Genomic DNA, 22,142 nt, shown 5'->3' on the forward strand with positions numbered 1-22,142 from the left:
GTCCTTCTGGACCCTTCTAGAGCCTTGTGGGGCAGGGCTGTTCAGACGGTCTCGTCGGCCGGCTCGCGCAGTGGCCAGACGCCGTCGACCACCGCCGTCTCGTCGCCCTTGCCGCGCAGGAAGCTCTGGAAGTCCGCCGCCCACTCGGCGTACCACTCGATCTGACGGCGGTGCAGCTCCGCCGGGCCGAGGGTCGCGATCTTGGGGTGGCGGTCGGCTATGGCGCCGGCCAGCCGGGCCGCGGCCAGCGCGTCGGCCGAGGCGTCATGGGCGGAGTCGAGCGGGACGCCGTACTCCGTGCAGACCGCCTCCAGGTTGCGCTTGCCGCGGCGGTAGCGGTCGACCCAGCGGTCGATGGTGTACGGGTCGATGACCGGGGCCGGGTCGACACCGCCCAGGCGGTCGCGCAGGGACGGCAGGGCGTACCTGCGCAGTTCGGCGGAGAGCAGGCTCAGGTCGAAGGCCGCGTTGTACGCGACGACCGGGACACCCGTCTTCCAGTACCCCGTAAGGACGTTCGCGATGGCGTCCGCCACCTGGTCGGCGGGGCGGCCCTCGCCGGCCGCCCGTTCGTTGCTGATCCCGTGCACGGCGACCGCGTCCGCCGGGATCTCCACGCCCGGGTCGGCGAGCCACTCGCGGTGCCCGGCGACCTCGCCCGCCCTGACCTCGATCACGGCACCGGTGACGATGCGCGCCCGGCGCGGATCGGTCCCGGTCGTCTCCAGATCGAAGCCGACCAGCAGCTCCTGGTGCCAGCCCATCGGCGGCCCCCCTTCTTGGTGGTGCTTTCCCCCAGTGGTCTCCACGATCCCATGTGCCACTGACAATCAGAGGACCGCCTTCCGCTTACCGGGAGGTGTGCACGACACTTCAGGACACGGGCCGCGAATCCGCCCAGGACGTCTCGAACTCCTCGCGGTAGGTCGGGAAGAGGCCGGTGTCGTCCACATCGCCCGACTTGACCACCCGGTTCCCGTTGCGCAGGACGAGCACGGGGCCCTCCATGCCTCGGGAGCGCCGCAGATAGGACTGGACGACCGCTATCCCGTCGGCGCCGTCGCCGTCCACGAGGTAGGCCGTGAAGCGCGGGGTCTCGTCGTAGACCTGGATCTCGAAGGCGCCCGGGTCGCGCAGCCGGGAGCGGACCCGGCGCATGTGCAGGATGTTCATCTCGACCGCGCGGCTCAACTCGCCGCGTTTCATGCCCAGTTCGCGCTCGCGCCGCTTGACCGCGCTGGAGGCCGGGTTGAGGAAGAGCAGTCGCACCCGGCAGCCGGCCTCGGCCAGGCGCACCAGCCGGCGCCCGGAGAAGTTCTGCACGAGGAGGTTGAGGCCGATGCCGACGGCGTCCAGCCGGCGGGCGCCGCCGAAGATGTCCTCGGCGGGGAACTGGCGCAACAGCCGCACCCGGTCGGTGTGCACGGCGACCACGTCCGCGTACCGGTCGCCGACCAGGTCCTCGACCGCGTCCACGGGCAGCCGGCGCGCGGACGGCACGTCCCCGCCGGCGCCGAGGACGTCAAGGAGCTTCGCCGAGGCCCGCTCGGCCTGGTTGAGGACGGCCTCGGACAGGGCCCGGTTGCGGGAGACGACGTTGCGGGTCACCTCCAGCTCATCCAGAGCGAGTTCGACGTCCCGGCGGTCGTCTATGTAGGGCTCGAAGCACGGCCAGTGCTGCACCATCAGCTCACGCAGCTGGGGCAGGGTGAGGAAGCTGAGGACGTTGTCGTCGGCAGGGTCGAGCAAGTAGCCCTTGCGGCGGCTGACTTCGCGGACGGCGACGGCCCGCTGGACCCACTCCTGGCCGGCCGGTCCGGCGGCGGCGACCACCCAGTCGTCGGCGTGGACGGGTTCGTAGATGGGACGCAGAACAGCGGCCACGACAGCTCGCAGCCGCTGTTCGACGAGGTTCAGCCAGATGTAGGCCCGGCCGGCTCGCTGGGCGCGCGTACGCACCTCGCGCCAGGCGTCGGCGTCCCAGTCCAGCTCCGGCCCGATGGAACTCGTCTCCATGGGCCTGGCCAGGGACACCGTGCCGGGCGGGACGTCTGTGGAGTTCCCCTCGTGACCCTCGTCACCAGGGGGCAGCTCCAGCCCTCCCGAGCCCACCCGCGCACCGCCTTCCGCTCCCCCGAGCACTCTCCGTGTCAACGATCAAGGAAGGGTACTCCGGGAGCGGTCGGCGGTGCAGCCGCTTGGACAGGGTCGTTTCTCAACTACTCGGTCGCCAGTGGCCGTTCTGTGACGCGAGGGCGTCGGGAGTGAGCGGATTCATAGCCGTGACGTCGCGCGGGGAGATCGAGAAGCCCTGCCAGTGGATCGGCATGGGCTGCTGGTCCTCGTCCCGGGCGATGTGGTGGAAGCCCACGTTCATCCAGACGATCGGGTGGGTGAGGGTCTGCCCGTTGACCCACTTGTCCACCGACTTGCCCGCCGGAGCAGGGCAGTTGCCCGGGTTGTTGCTGGCGTACTGCTCGCACTTGTTGTACTGGGTGAAGTACACGTCGTGCTTGGTGAAGCTGCGCCCCGGGTACTTGGTCGTGGTGCCCGGCACTATCTCGTACGAGCGCGCGTGGTTGTCCTTGTTCTTGCCGGTCGCGCTGACCATGCGCCACCAGCGATAGGTCTTGGCGTCGCCCGCCAGCTCCTTGGTGACGCTGGTGCGGGTGGTCTTGGTGCTCGGGGCCTGCCGGCCGGGCGCGGGCGCGGTGACGGCCGAGTCGTACTGCTCGACCTTGCCCTTGGAGGAGCCGTCCAGGCCGAAGTCGAGCCGCCAGAAGACGTTGTGGGCGTGGCTGGTGGCGAATGCCTTGGCGCCCTTGCCGATGGGCCAGCCGCGGCCGTCGCCGGCATCGTAGTCCTCGTAGGAGAGGCTGCCGGTGGCGCCGACGTTCATGTTGATGGTGCCGTCGTCCTGGAAGCGCCACTCGGTCATGTACTCGTACCAGCCGACCTGGTTGACCGTGTAGACGAGCAGGTCCTTGCCCTGGGCCTGGTAGACCTGGTTGGCGCTGTTGCCCTGCATACGGTAGGCGTGGCCGCGCGAACGCGTGGTGGTGCACAGGCCCTTGACGTTCGGGTGCTGCGGGTCCCAGGCGTCGGGGACCTTGATGGTCTTGATGGTGCCGCCGGGGCACTCGCCGGGCGCCAGGTTCACCAGGCCCTGGGCGAAGCCGAAGCCGGTGAGGTCGTCGTACTCGACGCTGCCGTCGTCGTAGGGGACGTCGATCTGGGCGAGGCGGGCGCTGTTGAGGACCTTGATCGGCTTGGTCTCGCCCTTGGGCTGGTAGGACACGTTGTCCAGGACCAGGCCGGCCTTGCTGTCGTAGCGGTAGCACATCCGCCAGGTGGTGCCGGTGGAGAGCTTCTGCTCGATCTTGTAGGCGGCACTGCACTCGGCGGCCGCCGCGGGGGCCGCCTTCGGCTGGGCGACGGCCGGTCCGGCGCCGGTGGTCGCCCCGGCCGCCAGCGCGGCCACCGAGAGGCCGATGGCCGTACGGGTGCGGGCGCGACTGAGTCTGTTCACGCGCATGACGAGGTAACTCCCCTTGCAGGAGGTGTCAGTTGGACAAGTGGATGGTGTTCGGCGGGCGGGACTCAGCCGCGGTCGAGGCGGGCGACCTTGCGGGCGCTCAGGTCGATCACGAGCTCACGAGCGTCGATCCAGGGCCCGTTCTTCACCTTCGGGAACAGCCGCACGCACCGGTGTTCGCCGCACTGGTCGAGCGCGGCGGGCTGGGCGCCCGGAGTGGCCCGGTACACCGCGCCGTTGAACAACAGCTGGTCCGGGGAGGTGAGTTCGTTGCCGGTGGCGTCCTTGTAGTCGGCCTTCAGGCCCGCGCCGAGCGGATCGGCGATCAGCAGCCTGCCCGCCTCGACGTTCTCGGCGCGGCTCAGCGGAGGCTGGACGCCGTGCTGGGTGCCGGTCTGTTCGACCTTGCCCGTGTCGAGGTTGACGGTCTTGGTGACGAGCGTGTCGTCCTTGTAGTCGTAGAACGTGACATCGGCGCGCCGCGGCGCGTCCGCGTCGTCCGTCTCGTTGTTCTCGGGGTCGGCGAGATCCACGGTGAGCCGCTGCGGACCGCGCTGACCGGTCACGTTCTCGGTGGAGTTGAGCAACTGCCGGTTGGCGGCGATCTGCTCGGCCCGCTCGGTCTCGTCGTCGGTGAGCGGGTCGCCGCCCGTGCCCTTGTCGCCCTCGGCCGGCGCCTGCTGGACGACGCCGGGCTGAACCGCCCCGTCCTGCCCTGCCTGTTGCGCGGCCTGGCTACCGGCGCTCTTGCCGGTTCCGGTTTCGTCGGCCCCGGCCGTGCCCGGCAGGGTGATCCCGATCATCACGGCGGTGCCGGCGACCGCGATGGCCGCACCGGCCACCACCTTGCCCAGATGGCGGTGCACTATATTGCGCACTTCTTCCCCCTACTCCCCCTTGGTCACAGGGAGTACGTGTCTGCCCCACTTGTTCGGCATACCGCGTATGCCCACTGGTCGATCGGTAAGAGGGACGTAAGTCATAGGTGGTTCCATCACTTTCGGGGAGACTGATGACCAAGGCGCCTCCGACGGCGCGCTCCACCTGAAAGAGTCGTGACCATGCAGGTCTGGCCTGGCGAGGCATATCCGCTCGGTGCCACGTATGACGGCGCCGGCACCAATTTCGCGGTCTTCACGGAAGCCGCGGACCGAGTAGAGCTGTGTCTGCTGCACGACGACGGCTCGGAGACGGCGGTGGAACTGCGCGAGAGCGACGCTTTCGTGCGCCACGCGTACGTGCCCGGCATCATGCCCGGACAGCGTTACGGCTTCCGGGCGCACGGCCCGTACGCCCCCGAGCGCGGTCTGCGCTGCAACTCGGCGAAGCTGCTGCTCGACCCGTACGCGAAGGCGATCAGCGGCTCGATCGGCTGGGGCGAGGAGGTGTACGGCTACCACTTCGGCGCCCCCGAGGAGCGCAACGACCTCGACTCGGCGCCGCACACGATGACCTCCGTCGTGGTCAACCCCTACTTCGACTGGGGCGACGACCGTCGTCCGCGCCACGGCTACCACGAGACGGTGCTCTACGAGGCCCATGTGAAGGGCCTCACCATGCGCCACCCGGGGCTGCCGGAGGAACTGCGCGGCACCTACGCGGCGCTCGCGCACCCGGCGATCATCGAGCACCTGACCGAGCTGGGCGTCACGGCCCTGGAGCTGATGCCGGTCCACCAGTTCGTCAACGACCACCGCCTGGTGGACATGGGCCTCAACAACTACTGGGGCTACAACACGATCGGCTTCTTCGCCCCGCACAACGCGTACGCCTCCTGGGGCGACCGCGGCCAGCAGGTGCTGGAGTTCAAGTCGGCGGTGCGGGCGCTGCACGAGGCCGGTATCGAGGTCATCCTGGACGTGGTCTACAACCACACGGCGGAGGGCAACCATCTGGGCCCGACGCTGTCCTTCCGCGGCCTGGACAACCCGTCGTACTACCGCCTCACGGACGATCCCCGCTACTACATGGACACCACGGGCACCGGGAACTCCCTGCTCATGCGGTCCCCGCACGTGCTCCAGCTGATCATGGACTCGCTGCGGTACTGGGTCACCGAGATGCACGTCGACGGCTTCCGCTTCGACCTCGCGGCCACCCTGGCCCGCCAGTTCCACGAGGTGGACCGGCTGTCGTCGTTCTTCGATCTGGTGCAGCAGGACCCGGTGGTCTCCCAGGTGAAGCTGATCGCCGAGCCGTGGGACGTGGGCGAGGGCGGCTACCAGGTGGGCAACTTCCCGCCGCTGTGGACCGAGTGGAACGGCAAGTACCGCGACACCGTGCGGGACATGTGGCGCGGCGAGCAGCGCACGCTCGCGGAGTTCGCGTCCCGGCTGACGGGCTCCTCGGACCTCTACCAGGACGACGGCCGGCGCCCGCTGGCCTCGATCAACTTCGTGACCTGTCACGACGGTTTCACCCTGCACGACCTGGTCTCCTACAACGACAAGCACAACGACGCCAACGGCGAGGACAACCGGGACGGCGAGAGCCACAACCGGTCCTGGAACTGCGGGGTGGAGGGCGAGACCGACGATCCCGAGGTCCAGGGGCTGCGGGCCCGCCAGATGCGCAACTTCGTGGCCACACTGATGCTCTCCCAGGGCGTCCCGATGATCAGCCACGGCGACGAGTTCGCGCGCACGCAAGGGGGCAACAACAACGCCTACTGCCAGGACAATGAGGTCGCCTGGGTGGAGTGGCCCACCGAGGACAGCGAACTGCTGGCCTTCACGCGCGCGATGGTGTGGCTGCGCAAGGACCACCCGGTCTTCCGCAGGCGGCGCTTCTTCCACGGCCGGCCCGTGGAGGGCACCCACGACGAGCTGTCGGACATCGCCTGGTTCACGCCCGAGGGCGAGGAGATGATCCAGCGCGACTGGGACTCGGCCCGGGCCTCGGCGCTGACGGTGTTCCTGAACGGCAACGCGATCTCCGAACCCAGCGCGCGCGGTGAGCGGATCGGCGACGACTCGTTCCTGCTGATGTTCAACGCCTCGCCGAAGACGCTGGAGTTCGTGATCCCGGTCAATCACGGCCGGCAGTGGCAGGTGGTGGTCGACACCGCCCGCTCGGACGGGATGCCTCCCGACGGCGAGAAGAAAGTGCAGGCCGGGGACCGGCTGACGTTGGTGGACCGGAGCATGACGGTGCTGCGACGGCCGGTCTAGGACCCGGCCGGCGCCCCCTGGCCGACGGCGTGCACCCGCCACCCGTCGGCCGGGCGGGCACACGCATGGCGGTCGCGATGACACGAAAGGCGGCGGGGCGGGTACGTAGGTCTGCATGACACCTGAGCGACCCGACCCCGCGGTGCCCACGGCCACCTACCGACTCCAGCTGCAGCCCGAGTTCCCCTTCGCGGCCGCCGCGGCGGCCGTGCCGTACCTGGCCTCGCTCGGCGTCTCGCACCTGCACCTGTCGCCGGTGCTGGAGTCCGTGCCGGGCTCGGCGCACGGCTACGACGTCGTGGACCACGCGCGCGTGCGCGAGGAACTGGGCGGCGAGGAGGGGCTGCGCGCCCTGGCGCGCACCGCGCGGGAGCACGGCGTCGGCCTGGTGGTGGACATCGTGCCGAACCACATGGCGGCGCTCCCGCGCCACAACCACGCCCTGTGGGAGGTGCTGCGGGAGGGTCCCAAGTCGCCCTACGCGCGCTGGTTCGACATCGACTGGGAGGCGCAGGGCGGCCAGATGCTGCTGCCGGTGCTCGGGCAGCCGCTCGGGCAGGCCCTGGCGGACCTGCGGGTCGAGGACGGCGTACTGCGCTACTACGACCAGGAGTTCCCGCTGCGCGAGGGGACCGAAGAGCTCCCGCTGCCGCAGCTCGTCGACGCGCAGTGGTACCGCCCGGTGTGGTGGCGGCTGGCCCGCACCGAGCTCAACTACCGGCGTTTCTTCAGCATCTCGGAGCTCATCGGGGTGCGGGTCGAGGACCCGGAGGTGTTCGAGGCCACGCACGCCAAGACCCTCCAGCTGCTGCGCGAGGGCGTGATCGACGGGCTGCGCGTCGACCATCCCGACGGGCTCGCCGACCCCGACGCGTATCTGGACCGGCTGCACGAGGCGACCGGCGGGCGCTGGACCGTGGTGGAGAAGATCCTGGCGGACGGGGAGACCCTGCCCGCCTCCTGGCCGGTCGCAGGGACCACCGGCTACGACGCCCTGCGGCACGTCGACGGCGTCTTCACCGACCCGGCCGGGTTCGGTGAACTGCTGGGCCAGTACCGCCGGTTCGCGGCTCCGCAGCCGGACCGGGGCGGCGACTGGGCGGCGACCGTGCGGCGGGCCGCCTACCGGGTGCTCACGCACGAGCTGGCCGCCGAGATGGACCGGCTGACCCGGGTGACCGCCCGGCTGTGCGCGACCTCGCCGGATCCCGCGCTGCGCGACCGGGCGCCCTGGGCACTGCGCACGGCGCTGCAGGAGCTGCTGGTGCGCATGGAGGTCTACCGGCCCTACACCTCCGGTGACGCGGCGGCCGTCGTCACCGAGGAGGCCGCCGCCGAGGCCAAGCTCGCCTTCGTCGTCCCGGAGGAGGCGGGAGCGGTCGACGTGGTGCACGACCTGGTGCTGGGGCGGGCCGGTGAGGGGCCCGCGCTCACCGAGTTCCAGGTCCGGTTCGCGCAGACCTCCTCGGCGCTGCGCGCCAAGTCCGTTGAGGACACGGCGTTCTACCGCTACGTACCGCTGCTGTCGGCGACCGAGGTGGGCGGCGATCCGGGCAGCCCGGCGGTGTCCGTGGCGGACTTCCACGCGTACTGCGCGCGCGTGCAGCGCGACTGGCCGCTGACCGGGACCGCCCTGTCGACGCACGACGCCAAGCGCAGCTCCGATGTGCGGGCCGCGCTGGCCGTGCTCACCGAGGGCCCGCAGCGCTGGGCGGACCTCGTGGCCGAGGTGACCGCGGCGGGCGACGGCGTGCCGGACCCGCAGCTCGCGTGGGCGGCCTGGCAGACGGTGTTCGGGCTCGGCGAGACGGACGCGGACCGCGTCGGACAGGCCCTGCTGAAGCACGTACGAGAGGCCGGGCTGCACACGAGCTGGACCGAGCAGGAGCCGGCCTACGAGGAGGCCGTGGCGGCGTTCGTCGCGGCGGGCCCGTGCGGGCCGCCCGGTGAGCAGGTCGTCGCCCTGCGCCGCGCACTGGCGCCGCACATCCGGGCGAACGTGCTGGGCACCGCCCTGGTCCACCTGACGATGCCGGGGGTGCCGGACCTCTACCAGGGCACGGAGAGCGAGTACCGGGCCCTGGTGGACCCGGACAACCGGCGCCCGGTGCCGTTCCCGGCGACGGACCCCGGCGAGAAGGACGCGGTGACGGCGGCGGCGCTGCGGCTGCGCGCCCGCAGGCCGGGCGCCTTCGGCGACACGGCGACCTACACGCCCCTGGAGGCCGAGGGCCCGGCGGCGGCCCACTGCGTGGCGTTCACGCGCTCCGGAGAGACCGTGACGGCCGTGACCCGTCTGTCCCTGCGCCTCGCGGAGGCGGGCGGCTGGCGCGACACCGCCCTCGCGCTGCCGCCTGGCCGCTGGGCCGATGCCCTGGCCCCGGACCGGGAGTTCACGGGGCACGCACGCGTGGAGGACCTTTTCGAGCGACTGCCGGTGGCGCTGCTGGAGCGGGTGGGGGACGCCTGAGGAGGGGGAGAAGAGGTACGGCCGGTCGGGCACCCGGCCTCGATCCGCTTCGGCTCGCCGCCGTAGGTGGCGCATGACGGCCGCGGGCGGTCCGGGGCGCCCCGGGCGGCTGCGGGCGGTCCGTTGACCGGTGGGGCTGCGGGCGGCCCGCCGGGCGGTGCGGCTGCTGGCGGTCCACTGACCGGTGCGGCTCCGAGCGGTCCGCCGACCTGTGCGGCTGCGGGCGGCCCGCAGACCGGAGCGGCTGCGGCAGCCAGCCGGACCGTTTAGCTGCGGCAGCCCGGCGGACCGTTTGGCTGCGGCAGCCCGCCGAAGGACATGGCTGTGGGCAGCCCGCCGACCGGTGCGACTGCGGGCGGTCCGCCGTACGGTGCGACTGCGGGCGGCCCGCCGTACGGTGCGACTGCGGGCGGCCCGCCGTACGGTGCGACTGCGGGCAGTCCGCCGTACGGTGCGACTGCGGGCAGTCCGCCGTACGGTGCGACTGCGGGCGGCCCGCCGGACGGCGCGACTGCGGGCGGCCCGCCGGACGTTTGGCTGCGGCAGCCCGCCGACCCGCGCGGCCGCGGGGTGGTCCAGCGTGCCCCCGTCGTGGCCGTCGGCAGCCCGGGCGGATCCGCGCGCGGAACCTCGCGGCGCGCCCGTACGTCGTACCGGCCACCGGCTCGTGTCCGCGCGCGCTCCCGGTGCCGGCGCCGGGCGGCCGGCGCGCGGTGCCGGGCGGCGACGGCCGGTGCACGCCCGGGCTCCCCGCCACCGTCCGGCCACCGTCCCGCCGCCGCCCGCCCCCGTCCCGCGGCACTCCCGGTGCCGGGCGGCGGCGGAATCGGCCGGTCCACTCGCCGTTCACCAAATGGCGGCCGGCGACCGGGTGTTCGGCACCCACCCGGTGGGCTCCGACGCCCGCACGCCGGTGCCCACGCCCCCGGGCTCTCGGGCACCGCACCCCCGCTGGCAGCAACGTCCCTTCCCGCTGGCGGTAAATGCCTCTGGGCGCCCCCTGGAGCCTCCCCCGTGCCGTCCTTGACAGGCCCCGAACCGCCGTGGGGTACTGCGAATGCGAAGCCGGGCGGACGTGACGGGGGTGAGTCTCCTGCCGCAGCTGCGCTACCCCACCCTGGCCCAACTCTTAGTATTCGCGCAGGATTTGGCCGCACGCCGGCCGGCCCTCTGCGCGCTGCGACAAGTGGGCGTCTCCCGCGCGGGCAGGCCCCTCCACCTGCTGTCCGTGGGCCATGCCCGACGCGCCGTACTCGTCGTCGCCGGGGCCCACGCCAACGAACCCACCGGCGGTGCCACCGTCCGCGCGCTCGCCGAACGCGTGCTGGAGGAACGGGAGTTGCGCTCCGGCACGTCCTGGCACTTCCTGCTCTGCGCGGACCCCGACGGGGCGAGCCTGCACGTCACACCCGCACCGCGCAGCCTCTACGAGTACCACCGCGGTTTCTTCCGGCCGGCCGCCGAGGAACAGCCGGAGTGGGCGCCTTCGGTGCTGCCGCCGGACCGGCTGCCGCCCGAGACCCGGACGCTGACCCGGGTCATCGACGAGCTGCGCCCCTACCTCCAGGTGACCCTGCACGGCACCGATCTGGGCGGCAGCTGGGTCCAGTTGACCAAGGACCTGCCGGGGCTCGCCGAACCGTTCGCCAAGTCCGCGGCCGAACTGCACATCCCGGTGGAGACCGGCGCCTCGGACGCGGCCGGCTGGTCGGCCTCCGGACCCGGCGTGCACGTGATGCCCTCACCCGGCGCGGGCGCCGCGTACCCGAGCATGCCGGACGACGCACGGCACAGCACCTGGTACCACGCCCATCGCCACGGCGGCCTGACCGCGGTGGTCGAGGTGCCGATGTGGGCGAGCGACCTGGTGGACGACGCGGCCCCGCATCCCGCGCCGGCCGCGGCGATCCGTCAACTGGGGCGCCGGCTGCTGCGGGACGGCAGGCAGGTCGACCGGGTGCTCGCCGAGGCGCTGCCGCGGCTGGCGGGTGTCGACGGGCCGCTGCTGCGGGCCGCCAGGTGGGCGCTGGAGCTGATACCGGGCCTGGCCGCCGACTGGATGCACACACCGCCTGCCGACAACACGATGGCGTACGTCGGCAGTGTGGACGCCTTCGCCCGGCGGCTGCCGCTGCGCGCCGCCGCCATGCTGCTGCGGGTCCTGCGGGAGACCGACGACGTCGCGGCACCGCGCCTGGACCGGCTCGTGGCGATCTGGAGCGACGCGTTCGCGGACCGCTTCCGCGCCCGCTGGGTGCCGCTGGAGCACCAGATCGAGCACCAGTCCCGCACGGTCGTGGCGGCGGCGCTGTACGCGCGCGAGCGGGCCGGGTGAACCACGCACGCGTACAGCTCGTCGCCGTGGCGGCGCCCCCTGCTCTCAACCGTCCAGCGCGAACACCGATCCCGTCCGTGCCGCCATCACGCACGCGTTGGAGAAGGTCTGCGCGTACTCGACAGGGCGGCCCCGCCACTCCCCGCGCGCGTGCACGCTGACCGGCGCGTAGACCATCGAGCAGAAGACGTCCTTCGCCGGGATCGCGGTGATGTCGCCGTCCGCCGCCGCGAGTTCGGCGCAGGCCTCGGCCGCCTGGTGATGGCCCTGGGGCGGGTCGCACAGCAGCAGGGTGCCGCGGGTGTCGCTGGAACGGGCGTCACCTTTGGTGACGGTGAGGTAGAGGTGGTTGCCGGGGAAGGCGTCCGTGGGCGCCGCCACCGCGGGGGCCGCACAGGCGAGGAGCAGGAGAGCGGCCACCGACAGCCCACACCGGGTCGCGGTCGAAGCAGATGCAGTCATTCCCGATGCATCGGCACGGCGGCCTCGGATCCCCACCCCGGCTCACCCGAACGGGAGCGCGCGGACGCCTGGCGTCCGGCGAGTTCGAACGCGGCGAGCACGACCCGCGACTGGTACTCGACCTGGCGCGAGACCGGGATCCAGCGCGCCCCGCACCCGTCCCGGTAGTCGGCGCACCACTCGTCGATCAGGCGGTCGAGGTCCGCCCGTACCCGGGCCTGGTCGCGTCCTGCCCGCGTGACGAGTTGGTGCAGCAGTCCCGCGGTGCGCAGCGCCAGGCGCCGTCCCGCGATGCGCAGCGCGGCCAGGTGGGCGGTGCTGAGCGGCGGCAACGGGCGGGCACCGGCGGTGATGTCGGGGTCCCAGGTGTCGGCGAGGCCGGGGCAGACCAGTAAATAGTCGTCCACCGGGGCGAGCAGGCGTGCCGCGTCCGGCACGCCCGCGAGGTGCGGGCGGATGCGGGCGAGGAGGTCCGCCAGGCGCCGGGCGTCGTGGCGCAGGGTGTGGCTGACCGTGCGCAGGACGGCGGTCCCGTCGGCGGGCGGCGAACCGTCCGCCACGGCGTCCACGGCCCACATGGGCGCCTCGACGACGGCTGTCACGGTCCCGTGCCGGTAGGGGTGGAACCAGGTCGACTCGACGGCCGCCTCGGTGATGGCGGCGGCCAGGTCGCCGGGCTGGGGCGGCGGGATGCGGTAGACGGCGGGCCCGAGGCTGGGCCAGTACAGGGTGTCGTACGGGCCCAGTTCGCGCGGTACGCCGAGTCGGGCGGCGGTGTGCGCGACGCGGCGCGCGAGGCCGGGCAGGTCGTGGGTGAGTTCGACGAAGCCGCCGCCGACGTCGACGCCGTGCAGGGAGCACTGCAGAAAGGGCCGCAGTTCGTCCTGGAGGTCGAGGAGGGTGCGGGTCTCCGGCAGGGCGGCGCCGGCCGCTCCGTCGGGCAGCCACTCGGGCTGTTCCATGAAGCCGGGCCGGAAGAAGTTCCGGAAGTACCGGCCCAGTGTGTACGGGCCCGGCAGCCAGCCCTCGTTGCGGCGCAGTCCGTCGGGGTCGAGGCAGAGCAGCAGGTTCCAGGTGGCGTCGGCGCCCTCGGTGAGGCGGGGGTCGGCGAGGGCGCGTTCGGCGAGGCGCAGCACGGTGGCGCCGCCGACAGGTTCGTTGGCGTGCGGGCCGGCGACGACGAGGGCCTGTCTGACGCCGTGTCCGACCGAAAGGAGCCACAGGGGGGTGCCCGCGCGTGAGGTGCCTACCCTGCGCAGCCGGGCGTCCTGGGGACGCCGGGCGACCAGAGCCGCCGCCCGCGCGCCGAGTTCGTCGACGGTCGGGTAGCGGAGGAGGGGTACCAGGGCACACCTCCACATAGTGGTGCCGTCGATTCACCGGATGTGCATGGTGTACGCACAGTCAGTCACGGCCGGGGAGGTACGTCAACACCGCTGCCGGGAAAGGGATTCGGGCCCGCGCGAGAGGTCGACAGCCTGTCATGCCCAGGCCAAAGCTGGCCGGAAGCCGACGGTCGTGGACCTGCGGGAGGGACCAGCGGACGAAGGTCGTCGTGGAGCGGGGCGGAAGCGGTCAGTCGACGGCGAGCCGGTACGTCATCCGTCCGAACCCGATCTGGTCGCCCTCGCGGACGACGGCGGCACCGATGACGCGCCGTCCGTTCACCGTCGTGCCGTTGGTCGAACCGAGGTCCCGCAGCACCCACATGCCGCCCTGCCGGCTGAGTTCGGCGTGCACCCGGGAGACCGTCTCGTGGGTCAGGCGCAGTCCGTTCGCCGGGTCGCGGCCGATGCGCAGCGGGTAGCCGCTCGCCGGGTGGGGCAGCAGCAGCTTGGGCAGCCGCTCGGCCTGCCAGGCCCTGCGCAGCCGTACGGTGAAGCCGGAGACGGCCTCCACGGTGCCGAACACCAGGCGCGAGACGCGGCTCTCGGTGGGCAGATCGGCGGTGAGCGCGGCCAGTTCGTCGGAGCGACGGGCGGCCAGCGCGACCTCCATCCGGCGGATGAACGTGTCGTGCGACAGCCGTCCCATGGCGACGCCGTCACGGAGCACCTTCAGCGCCTTGTCGCGCTCCGCGTCGGACAGCCGCGCGGGGTACGTGTTGAACTCGAAGGACGACGTCACGTTCGTGATTGTCGGGCAGCGAACTCCGGGTGTCCAGAAAACGAGAAAACGGTCACCACGCGTGCGTACCTGACGACACCCACCGCAAAAGGGCGGTTCCAAAAGCGGATTGATCGCGTTTGAAGCACGATGGTGTGGCTACATCCCGGTGAGCAGACGAAGGGGAACCGTCCGTGCAGTTCGAGGTGTGGGCACCGCAGGCCGATCGTGTGACGCTCCATTGCGACGGCGCCACGCGCGCGTTGGAGCGCGATCCGGGGCGCGAGGGCTGGTGGCGGGGCGAGGCGGAGGCGCGGGACGGCACGCGCTACGGATACGCGCTGGACGACGGCCCGGTGCTGCCGGACCCGCGCTCGCGACGGCAGCCGGACGGCCCCGACGGGCTGAGCGCGGTCGTCGACCAGGGCAGCTACGAGTGGCGCGCCGAGTGGGCCGGACGGCCGCTGCCGGGCGCGGTCCTGTACGAGCTGCACGTGGGCACGTACACGCCCGAGGGCACCCTGGACGCGGCGGCCGGGCGGCTTGAGCATCTCGCCGAACTGGGCGTCACGCACGTGGAGTTGATGCCTCTGTGCCCCTTCCCCGGCCGGAACGGCTGGGGCTACGAGGGTGTGTCGCTGTGGGCGGTGCACGAGCCGTACGGCGGTCCCGAGGCGCTGAAACGGTTCGTCGACCGGGCGCACGAACTGGGCCTGGGCGTCGTCCTGGACGTCGTGCACAATCACCTCGGTCCCTCCGGCAACTACCTGCCGGCGTTCGGGCCGTACTTCACGGACACGCACCACACGCCGTGGGGTTCGGCCGTGAACCTGGACGCGCCGGGTTCGGACGAGGTGCGGGCCTATCTGCTGGGCAGCGCCCTTTCCTGGCTGCGCGACCACCGGATCGACGGGCTGCGCCTGGACGCGGTGCACGCGCTGGCGGACACGCGCGCGGTCCACTTCCTGGAGGAACTGTCCACCGCCGTCGACGCCCTCGCCGTCGACCTCGGCCGGCCGCTGTTCCTGATCGCCGAGACCGACCTGAACGACCCGCGGCTGATCACCCCGCGCGCGGAGGGCGGCCTCGGGCTGCACGCGCAGTGGAACGACGACTTCCACCACTCCCTGCACACCGCGCTGACCGGTGAATCGCAGGGCTACTACGCCGACTTCGCGCGCGCCCCGCTGGCCGCGGTCGCCAAGACGCTCACCGGCGGCTACTTCCACGACAACACCTGGTCCAGCTTCCGCGGCCGTCACCACGGACGCCCCCTGGACCGGGTACGCGTGGCGGCCCACCGTCTGCTGGGCTACACCCAGACGCACGACCAGGTCGGCAACCGCGCCCAGGGCGACCGTCTGTCCGCCGCTCTCTCCCCCGGCCTGCTCGCCTGCGCGGCCACCCTCACGCTGACCGCGCCCTTCACACCGATGCTGTTCATGGGCGAGGAGTGGGCGGCCGGCACGCCCTGGCAGTTCTTCACCGACCACACCGACCCCGAGCTCGCGGATGCCGTACGGCGGGGCAGGCGGCGGGAGTTCGCGCCGCACGGGTGGGCCGCGGAGGACGTGCCCGACCCGCAGGACCCGGCGACCCGCGACCGCTCCGTCCTCGACTGGAGCGAACTCGACGACGAGCCGCACGCGCGCGTACTGGCCTGGTACCGCCGCCTGCTCGCCCTGCGCCGGGAGCAGCCCGACCTCACCGACCCGGACCTCGCCGACACCAAGGTGGCGTACGACGAGGGCGAACGCTGGCTCGCCTTCCGGCGCGGGGACGTACGGGTGGCCGTGAACCTCGCCAAGGAGCCCGCGGCGATCCCGCTGGGCCCGCGCCGGGCGCGCGTGCTCGCCGCCTGGGAGCCGGTCGAGGCGCCGGGCGCGGACGGGGTGCTGAATCTGCCCGGGGAGTCGGCTGTGGTGCTGTTGCAGGGGTAAGTGCGCCGGAGACAGGGCCGGGGGGCGCCGGGCCCCTCGGAATCCTCGTCCGAGCCCGCCCCTCGGGTCAGAACTCCCCGTCCGAGCCGTCCTCCCGCAGTTCCGTGACGCGTTCCAGCAGGATCGCCTCCCAGGCGTGCCGGAGTTGCAGCGCGAGCAGAGGCAAGGAGGCGGTGTCCTTGCCCTTCACGGCCGCGGCGAGGCGGATCACGGTGTCGCAGCGGGCCAGCCACAGGCCGCGCAGACAGGGGCGGGCGCCGTAGCCGGCGAGGGTCGCGGCGCGGACGGCGGCGGGTGAGCCGACGGCGACGGCGAGTCCGGCGATGTCCTCGGCGGGGTCGCCGAGGGCCGCGTCGGTCCAGTCCAGGACACCGCGCACCCGGCCGTCGGCGCTGACCACGAGGTGCTCGCCCCGGAGGGCGTGGTGGACGAGGACGGCGCCGCCGCTCTGGGCCGCAGCCAGCTGGACGGCGGCCTGCGGGGGCAGTTGGTGCAGCCGTGCCGGGTCGAACTCGTCGGCGGCGCCCAGGCGTTCGGCGTCCTGCACCGCCATCCGGCGCAGCGCCTCCAGGGAGCGCGGCGCGACGCGCGGCACCCCGAACACCTCGGCCTGCCGCGCGGGCACCTCGCGCAGCCCCGTCAGCAGTCCGGCGAGATCGGCCTCGCCGACGGCGGACACGTCGTGCTCGCCCGCCGTGCCGCCGGGCACCAGGGTGTCGAGCGTGTACGTCAGCCCGGGCGACCACTCCCCGTGCGCCACGCTGGTCGGCACCGCGACGGGCAGGTGCGGGCGCACGAGGTCGCGCAGGCGCAGTTCGCGGCGCTGGCGGACGGTGGCCTCGCGGTCGGGGGCCAGACGCAGCACATGGCGGGTGCCGACCCACCAGGTGAAGTGCCCGCCGCCCTCGGCGACGGGCCGCACGGCGGGGCCCGTGCCGCTGTCCGTGCCGTCCTTGAGCAGGGAACGGACCAGTCGGCGGACGGTGTCCGCGGTGGGCGGGGGTGTCGAAGTGTGGGTCATGCTCGCGCCGTTGTCGCTCGGGGGTGTGCGGGGGCTGTCCACGCGGCCGGTCAGTCCACCACGACCAGTTCGCGATCGGTGTTGTTGAGCCGCCGGCCGCCGTCCTCGGTGACCGTGACGATGTCCTCGATGCGCACGCCGAACCGGCCCGGCAGATAGACGCCGGGCTCCACGGAGAAGCACATCCCGGGTACGAGGGGCTGCTGTTCGCCCTCGATCATGTACGGCGGCTCGTGCGTGGTGACGCCGATGCCGTGCCCGGTGCGGTGGATGAAGTACTCGCCGTACCCGGCGTCCGCGATGACCGCGCGGGCGGCCCGGTCGACCTCCTGGCAGGCGACGCCGGGACGCACCGCCCGGAAGCCCGCCTCCTGGGCCGCGCGCACCAGGTCGTGCACCCGGCGCTCCTCGTCGGTGGGTTCGCCGACGTGGACCGTGCGGGAGGTGTCGGAGCCGTAGCCGTCCTTGAGGCCGCCGAAGTCGAGGACGACCATGTCGCCCCGCTCGATGACGCGCTCGCCGACCTCATGGTGCGGGTCGGCGCCGTTGGGACCCGAGGCGACGATGGTGAAGTCGACCTGGGAGTGGCCGAAGCCGAGCAGCAGGTCGGCGAGGTCGGCGCCGACCTCGGACTCCTTGCGGCCGCCGAAGGGAACCTTCCGGATCTCCTCGAACGTTGCGTCGGCAGCCGCGCCCGCGGCTGCCATCAGTTCCAGTTCCGCCGCGTCCTTGACGGCCCGGAGCATCGGCAGGGCATCGGTGAGGGCCGCGTACGTGGTGCCGGGCAGGGTCCGCTGGAGGCCGAGCAGGTGCATCGCCCAGGCGTTGTCGCTGACGCCGAAGCGGCCGGTGGAGTCGAGCAGGGCGGCGGTGGCGGCGTAGGGGTCCTTGCCGTCGGTCCAGTCGCGCAGGTTCAGCGCGGGCGCACCCGGGGCCTTGGCCGCGTCCGGGGCCTCCAGGGTGGGGACGACCAGGACGGGAGCCCGGCCGGGGGCGAGGACCAGCAGGGTGAGACGTTCCGTGATCGCCGTGGGCGCGTAGCCGGTGAGCCACACCATGTCGGGCCCGGGGGCCACCAGGAGCCCGGCGAGACCGGCCTCGGCCGCGGTCCGGGCGGCGCGCTCCATGCGGGCCCGGTAGTCGTCGGCGGTGAAGGGCGCGGGCGTGCTGCCGGTCATCCGGGCCTCCCTGGACGGGTGCGGGAACCACTGGGGCCTACGGGGAGCATCCTGCCCGGACACAGGGGGTCGCGCGAGCCGGTTCGCGGGTCTCGCACCCGCCCGACGGGCATGCCGTCAGCCCTCCAGGGCGAGGCGGACGCCCAGGAGCAGCAGCACACCGCCGGAGACCTGCTCCAGACGCCGGCGCACTCCCGCGCGGGACAGCAGGGTCCGCAGCCGGCCCACGAACCACACGTACAGGCCGTAGTAGCCGACCTCGTAGACCGCCCAGAGCGCGGCCAGACCCACCGTCGTGAGCAGGTGGGGGGCGCCCTGGGGCACGAACTGCGGCAGGAAGGAGAGGGCGAAGACGGCCGCCTTGGGGTTGGCGAGGTTGAGCAGCAGCCCACGACGGTAGGCGGCCCAACCGCTCTCCCCTACCCCCTCCCACGACTCGCCCTCCGTCGCCTCCTGTGCCGTCCCCTTCGCCCGGCGCGCCTGGCGCAGCGCCTGGACGCCGAAGCCGACCAGGACCACCGCGCCGACGATCCGCATCACGTCGTAGGCCATCCGGGAGGCCGCGAGCAGGGCGCTCAGGCCGAACGCGGCGGCGACACCCCAGACGAAGACGCCGGTCTCGTTGCCGAGCACGGTGAGGAAACCGGAGCGTCGGCTGCGCAGGGACTGCTTGATGATCAGCACGGTGCTGGGGCCCGGTGAGGCCGCGATCAGGGTGCAGGCGCCGAGGAAGGCGAGGAGGGTGCTCAGCATGGCGCTCATCGTGGCCCGCGTCCGGGGGCCGGACCACCGAATTTCCCGGTCCCCGCACATGGCCGCCCGTGCGCGGCGGCTCGCCTCCGCCGCCGGGTGGTCAGGTGACGATGCCCGGTACGGTCGTCAACTGCTGGTAGTTGCCGCTCTGATGACGGACCGTCAGGGTCACCTCATGGCCGGGGCGGGCGTCGGCGACGGCTCGGGCGAGGTCGGCGGCCGAGTCGATACGGGTCTTGTCGACGTTGAGGAGTACGTCGCCGCGGATCAGGCCCGCCGAGTAGCCGGGGCCGGGCACATGGACGCCGACGACCAGGGCGCCGGTCTTCTCGGCGTCCACGGCCTCGACGCCGAGCGTGGCGGCGGGAGTGGTCCGCGACGGGGCCGAGGGCGGGTCCGAGGCGTGCGCGGAGTCGGAGGTCACCGACGAGCCCGGTGCCGTCCCCGATGCCGGGGGTGCGGAGACCGCGCCCGCCTGGGGCTTCGGCGCATGCTGGGCCGCCTCGCGCTGCATGTCGGCGAGTTTGCTCATGCCGATGACGGTGGCGCCGACGGTGCCGAGGCCGACCCCGGACAGCACCAGGATCGTGCCGACGAACAGGGCGAACAGCAGGGCCCTGAGCCGGCGCCCGCGCCGGCGCGCGGCGTGCGGGCGCCGGGCGGGGTCGGTCGGGGCGCCGCCGCCGGGCTCCTGGCCTGGCATGGGCTTGGGACGCAACGCGGTCTGTGCCATGGATCGCCTCCGTGGTTCGGCCTCCGGGAGGGATCTACCCGGGGCACCGGCGGCCGACATGCCACGAAAGAGTGAGACTGACCCGGAAAATACGGTTCGCGCCCGCACCCGGTGTCCGGGTGCGGGCGCGAACAGGGATGGATCGGGCCGGTGTTCTCAGCCGACCGGCAACGACACCGGCGCCGGCACCTGGTCCGGCAGGAAGGTGTGGGTGCGGCGGGCCAGGTACTCCGCCTTGTAACGGTCCACCTTCTGGTGCCAGTTGAGGATGCCGGCCAGCCAGTTCCGCAGGTCCGCCACATAGCCCCGCATGACCTCGCGTGCCTCCTCGGAGAGGTCGAAGTCGTCGTACATGACCGGCAGTTCGTGCTCGGCGACGTGCTGGAACTGTTCCATGCGCTGGGTCATGAGGTCGTGGACGACGGACAGGGCGGTCGGGTAGTCGATGCCGAAGAAGTTCTGCACGACGAGGATCGCGTTGTGGATCTCGCCCTCGTACTCGATCTCCTTCTGGTAGGAGAAGACGTCGTTGACCAGGCACGCGTAGTCGAAGGCCGCGTTCTCCAGGGAGCGGACGGGGCCGCTGAGGTAGACCTCGGGCGGGACGGCGGGGCCGTGGCCCATGCGGCACAGGCCCGCGGTGAGGTCGGAGCCGAAGGTGGAGCGGCGCATCTCCAGGTAGTCGACCGGGTCGGGGATGCGGTTCTGGATCTGGTTGGACAGCTCCCACACCCAACTCTCGGTCATCTTGTCGACCGCGTCCTTGAGGGTGCGTCGCTGCGCGGGGGACATCTGTGCCGTCGTGCGCGCCCACAGGTCGATCAGGCCGCGCTCCATGCCGTTGAGCGGGACCGGGACCGGCTCCCCGTCGACGGGCATGCAGTCCGACAGGCGCAGCGTGGTCAGCCGGGCGGCAGCCAGGTCGCGGCGGTGGCCGAAGACGAGCGGGTAGTAGTCGTCGCCGTAGGTCCCCCAGGCGAGCCACGCCGAGCTCAGGTCGAGGGAGTCGGCCGTGGCGTCCGGGTCGAGGCCCGCCGCGCACAGCGGCAGATCGGCGGCGGCGAGCCGGTCCTCGTCCCACACGCCTTCCTCCAGCATGCCCATGGCGTGCGTCCACGCGGCGAGCCGGGGCCGGGCGGCGTCCAGGTGCGGATTCAGCTCGACCTCGAAGGGCATGTGGAAGTCGGGCAGCAGGGACGGGCCGACCTTCTGGTACGGCACGTGCGTGTACGCGCGCAGCCGCTCCGCGCCGGCCGCCGCGAGCAGCGCGCCGACGTCGACGGCCGAGGTGCCGGGGCCGGTCGGGGCCTGCCAGGGGGTGGTGGCACGCGCGCGTGCGTTCATGTAGCGGCTGGAGCGCATGTGCCATTCGTGGCCGCCGGACTGCCAGTCCTGAAGGCCCTGCGTGTACTTGGCGACCGCGGCCACCTCGACCGGGGTGAGACCTTTCTCCAGGGCGACGGCGGGCACCTCGGTGAGCGCGGTGTGCTCGAACTGGTGCAGGCGTGAGGTCAGTACGTCGTTGACGATCTCGGCGGCCTCCTGGGTGGTGCAGCCGAAGAACGTCTCCAGGACGAGCACGCCGTTGCTCAACTCGCCCTCGTCCTCGACCTCGCGCTGGTAGGAGAACAGGTCGTTGCGCAGGTGCACGGCGTCGGAGAACGTCTCCATCAGCACCCGCAGGGGCCTGGCCCCCGCGACGGAGGCGGGCACCTCGGCGGTGGCGTACTCCACCAGCCCCGCCGACCAGGGCGCCCCGCCCACCTTGCGGCGCATCTCGATGTACTCGACCGGGTTGGAGATCCGGCCCTCGTTGATGTTGGACAGCTCCCACAGGGACTCGTTGAGGAGGTGCTCGGTGGCGATCGAGAAGCGGCGCCGCCACTCCTGCGACATGGCCGGCACCGTACGCGTCCACAGGTCGGCGAGGCCGGCCTCGACCGGGTTCTGCGGCTCGGGCATCGGCGTGGACAGGTCCATCGGCATGAACAGCGGGAGCCGGTCCAGATAGGCCTTGCCGCCGGCGCGGTCCTGGGTGCGCTTGAAGATCTCCAGGAAGTGGTCGTCGAAGAAGAAGACCCACACGTACCAGTCGGTGATCAGCGAAAGGGCGGGGCCGTCGCACTCGGGATGGGTGTAGGCGCACAGCAGGCCGTAGTCGTGCGCGTCGAGGTCGGACTGCTCCCAGACCCCGGACCCCTCCAGCATGCCCATCTCGCGCGCCCACGCGGTCGAGTGGGCGCGCGCCTCGTCGACATGCGGGTTGAGCCGCGCGGGATACGGCATGTAGAAGTGCGGGAGTTCAAAGGGCTGCTGCGTCATGGCCGGGCCCTACCCGCGCCCCTCCGGGGGCATCCGCGCGGCGGCACATGATCACACCATCGCGTGAATCAGGGCGAAGTCGAGTGCCAGGACGCCCTCTTGTGGCGTTCACCTTCA

Annotated in this window: 16 protein-coding genes; 4 read left to right on the top strand and 12 right to left on the bottom strand. The window is 72.4% G+C overall.

Annotation, left to right across the window (positions count from 1 at the left end):
- Window positions 1-41: 41 nt before the first annotated feature.
- From ACIQI8_RS07855 to ACIQI8_RS07870, 4 genes are all read right to left on the bottom strand, one after another.
- Window positions 42-764 (bottom strand): 3'-5' exonuclease, encoded by a 723-nt coding sequence (locus ACIQI8_RS07855; protein WP_402345980.1) that lies wholly within the window; start codon window positions 762-764, stop codon window positions 42-44.
- A gap of 109 nt (window positions 765-873) precedes the next feature.
- Window positions 874-2,112, bottom strand: coding sequence for an SAV2148 family HEPN domain-containing protein (locus tag ACIQI8_RS07860; RefSeq protein ID WP_402346754.1), 1,239 nt, complete (start codon window positions 2,110-2,112; stop codon window positions 874-876).
- Window positions 2,113-2,215: 103 nt separating this feature from the next.
- Window positions 2,216-3,535, bottom strand: coding sequence for a copper amine oxidase (locus ACIQI8_RS07865; RefSeq protein ID WP_402345981.1), 1,320 nt, complete (start codon window positions 3,533-3,535; stop codon window positions 2,216-2,218).
- Between the two features lie 65 nt (window positions 3,536-3,600).
- Window positions 3,601-4,413: a Tat pathway signal sequence domain protein gene (locus tag ACIQI8_RS07870; RefSeq protein WP_402345983.1), complete on the bottom strand. Its 813-nt coding sequence runs from the start codon at window positions 4,411-4,413 to the stop codon at window positions 3,601-3,603.
- 183 nt (window positions 4,414-4,596) lie between these two features.
- Between ACIQI8_RS07870 and glgX the strand changes: the two genes are divergently transcribed.
- From glgX to ACIQI8_RS07885, 3 genes are all read left to right on the top strand, one after another.
- The gene (gene glgX / locus ACIQI8_RS07875) at window positions 4,597-6,705 is read left to right on the top strand and encodes a glycogen debranching protein GlgX (RefSeq protein WP_402345985.1); all 2,109 of its coding nucleotides are present in this window, start codon (window positions 4,597-4,599) and stop codon (window positions 6,703-6,705) included.
- 115 nt (window positions 6,706-6,820) lie between these two features.
- Window positions 6,821-9,175 carry a malto-oligosyltrehalose synthase gene (gene treY, locus ACIQI8_RS07880; RefSeq protein ID WP_402345987.1) on the top strand — a complete coding sequence of 785 codons (2,355 nt, stop codon included), beginning with the start codon at window positions 6,821-6,823 and terminating at the stop codon, window positions 9,173-9,175.
- Window positions 9,176-10,259: 1,084 nt separating this feature from the next.
- Window positions 10,260-11,510 (top strand): M14 family zinc carboxypeptidase, encoded by a 1,251-nt coding sequence (locus ACIQI8_RS07885; protein ID WP_402345989.1) that lies wholly within the window; start codon window positions 10,260-10,262, stop codon window positions 11,508-11,510.
- 45 nt (window positions 11,511-11,555) lie between these two features.
- Here ACIQI8_RS07885 and ACIQI8_RS07890 read toward each other — a convergent pair whose 3' ends face one another.
- The 3 genes from ACIQI8_RS07890 to ACIQI8_RS07900 all read right to left on the bottom strand — a co-directional run bounded on the left by ACIQI8_RS07890 (window position 11,556) and on the right by ACIQI8_RS07900 (window position 14,099).
- Entirely contained in the window at window positions 11,556-11,972 is a 417-nt protein-coding gene (locus tag ACIQI8_RS07890) for an SSI family serine proteinase inhibitor (protein ID WP_402345991.1), read from the bottom strand.
- Window positions 11,969-13,333, bottom strand: coding sequence for a M14 family zinc carboxypeptidase (locus ACIQI8_RS07895; RefSeq protein ID WP_402345993.1), 1,365 nt, complete (start codon window positions 13,331-13,333; stop codon window positions 11,969-11,971). Before ACIQI8_RS07895 ends, ACIQI8_RS07890 begins: the two co-directional genes overlap by 4 nt.
- 214 nt (window positions 13,334-13,547) lie before the next feature.
- Window positions 13,548-14,099 (bottom strand): FHA domain-containing protein, encoded by a 552-nt coding sequence (locus ACIQI8_RS07900; protein ID WP_123996929.1) that lies wholly within the window; start codon window positions 14,097-14,099, stop codon window positions 13,548-13,550.
- 173 nt (window positions 14,100-14,272) lie between these two features.
- On the opposite strand from ACIQI8_RS07900, the gene treZ reads away from it, so the two are divergent.
- A complete protein-coding gene (gene treZ / locus ACIQI8_RS07905; protein ID WP_402345995.1) occupies window positions 14,273-16,018 on the top strand; it encodes a malto-oligosyltrehalose trehalohydrolase in 1,746 nt (581 codons plus the stop codon).
- A gap of 67 nt (window positions 16,019-16,085) precedes the next feature.
- Here the strand turns inward: treZ and ACIQI8_RS07910 are convergent, their stop codons facing one another.
- The 5 genes from ACIQI8_RS07910 to cyc2 form a co-directional block, all read right to left on the bottom strand.
- Entirely contained in the window at window positions 16,086-17,039 is a 954-nt protein-coding gene (locus tag ACIQI8_RS07910) for an aminoglycoside phosphotransferase family protein (protein ID WP_402345997.1), read from the bottom strand.
- Between the two features lie 50 nt (window positions 17,040-17,089).
- Complete coding sequence (locus tag ACIQI8_RS07915) at window positions 17,090-18,217, bottom strand: aminopeptidase P family protein (protein ID WP_402345998.1); 1,128 nt, start codon at window positions 18,215-18,217, stop codon at window positions 17,090-17,092.
- Between the two features lie 117 nt (window positions 18,218-18,334).
- Window positions 18,335-18,970, bottom strand: coding sequence for a LysE family translocator (locus ACIQI8_RS07920; protein WP_402346000.1), 636 nt, complete (start codon window positions 18,968-18,970; stop codon window positions 18,335-18,337).
- A gap of 100 nt (window positions 18,971-19,070) precedes the next feature.
- Entirely contained in the window at window positions 19,071-19,703 is a 633-nt protein-coding gene (locus tag ACIQI8_RS07925; protein WP_402346002.1) for a PDZ domain-containing protein, read from the bottom strand.
- A 156-nt stretch (window positions 19,704-19,859) separates the two neighbouring features.
- Complete coding sequence (cyc2, locus tag ACIQI8_RS07930) at window positions 19,860-22,025, bottom strand: germacradienol/geosmin synthase Cyc2 (RefSeq protein ID WP_402346004.1); 2,166 nt, start codon at window positions 22,023-22,025, stop codon at window positions 19,860-19,862.
- Window positions 22,026-22,142 lie beyond the last annotated feature (117 nt).

It is taken from the genome of Streptomyces sp. NPDC092369, from assembly GCF_044755245.1.
In the GTDB taxonomy this organism is placed as follows: Bacteria; Actinomycetota; Actinomycetes; order Streptomycetales; family Streptomycetaceae; genus Streptomyces.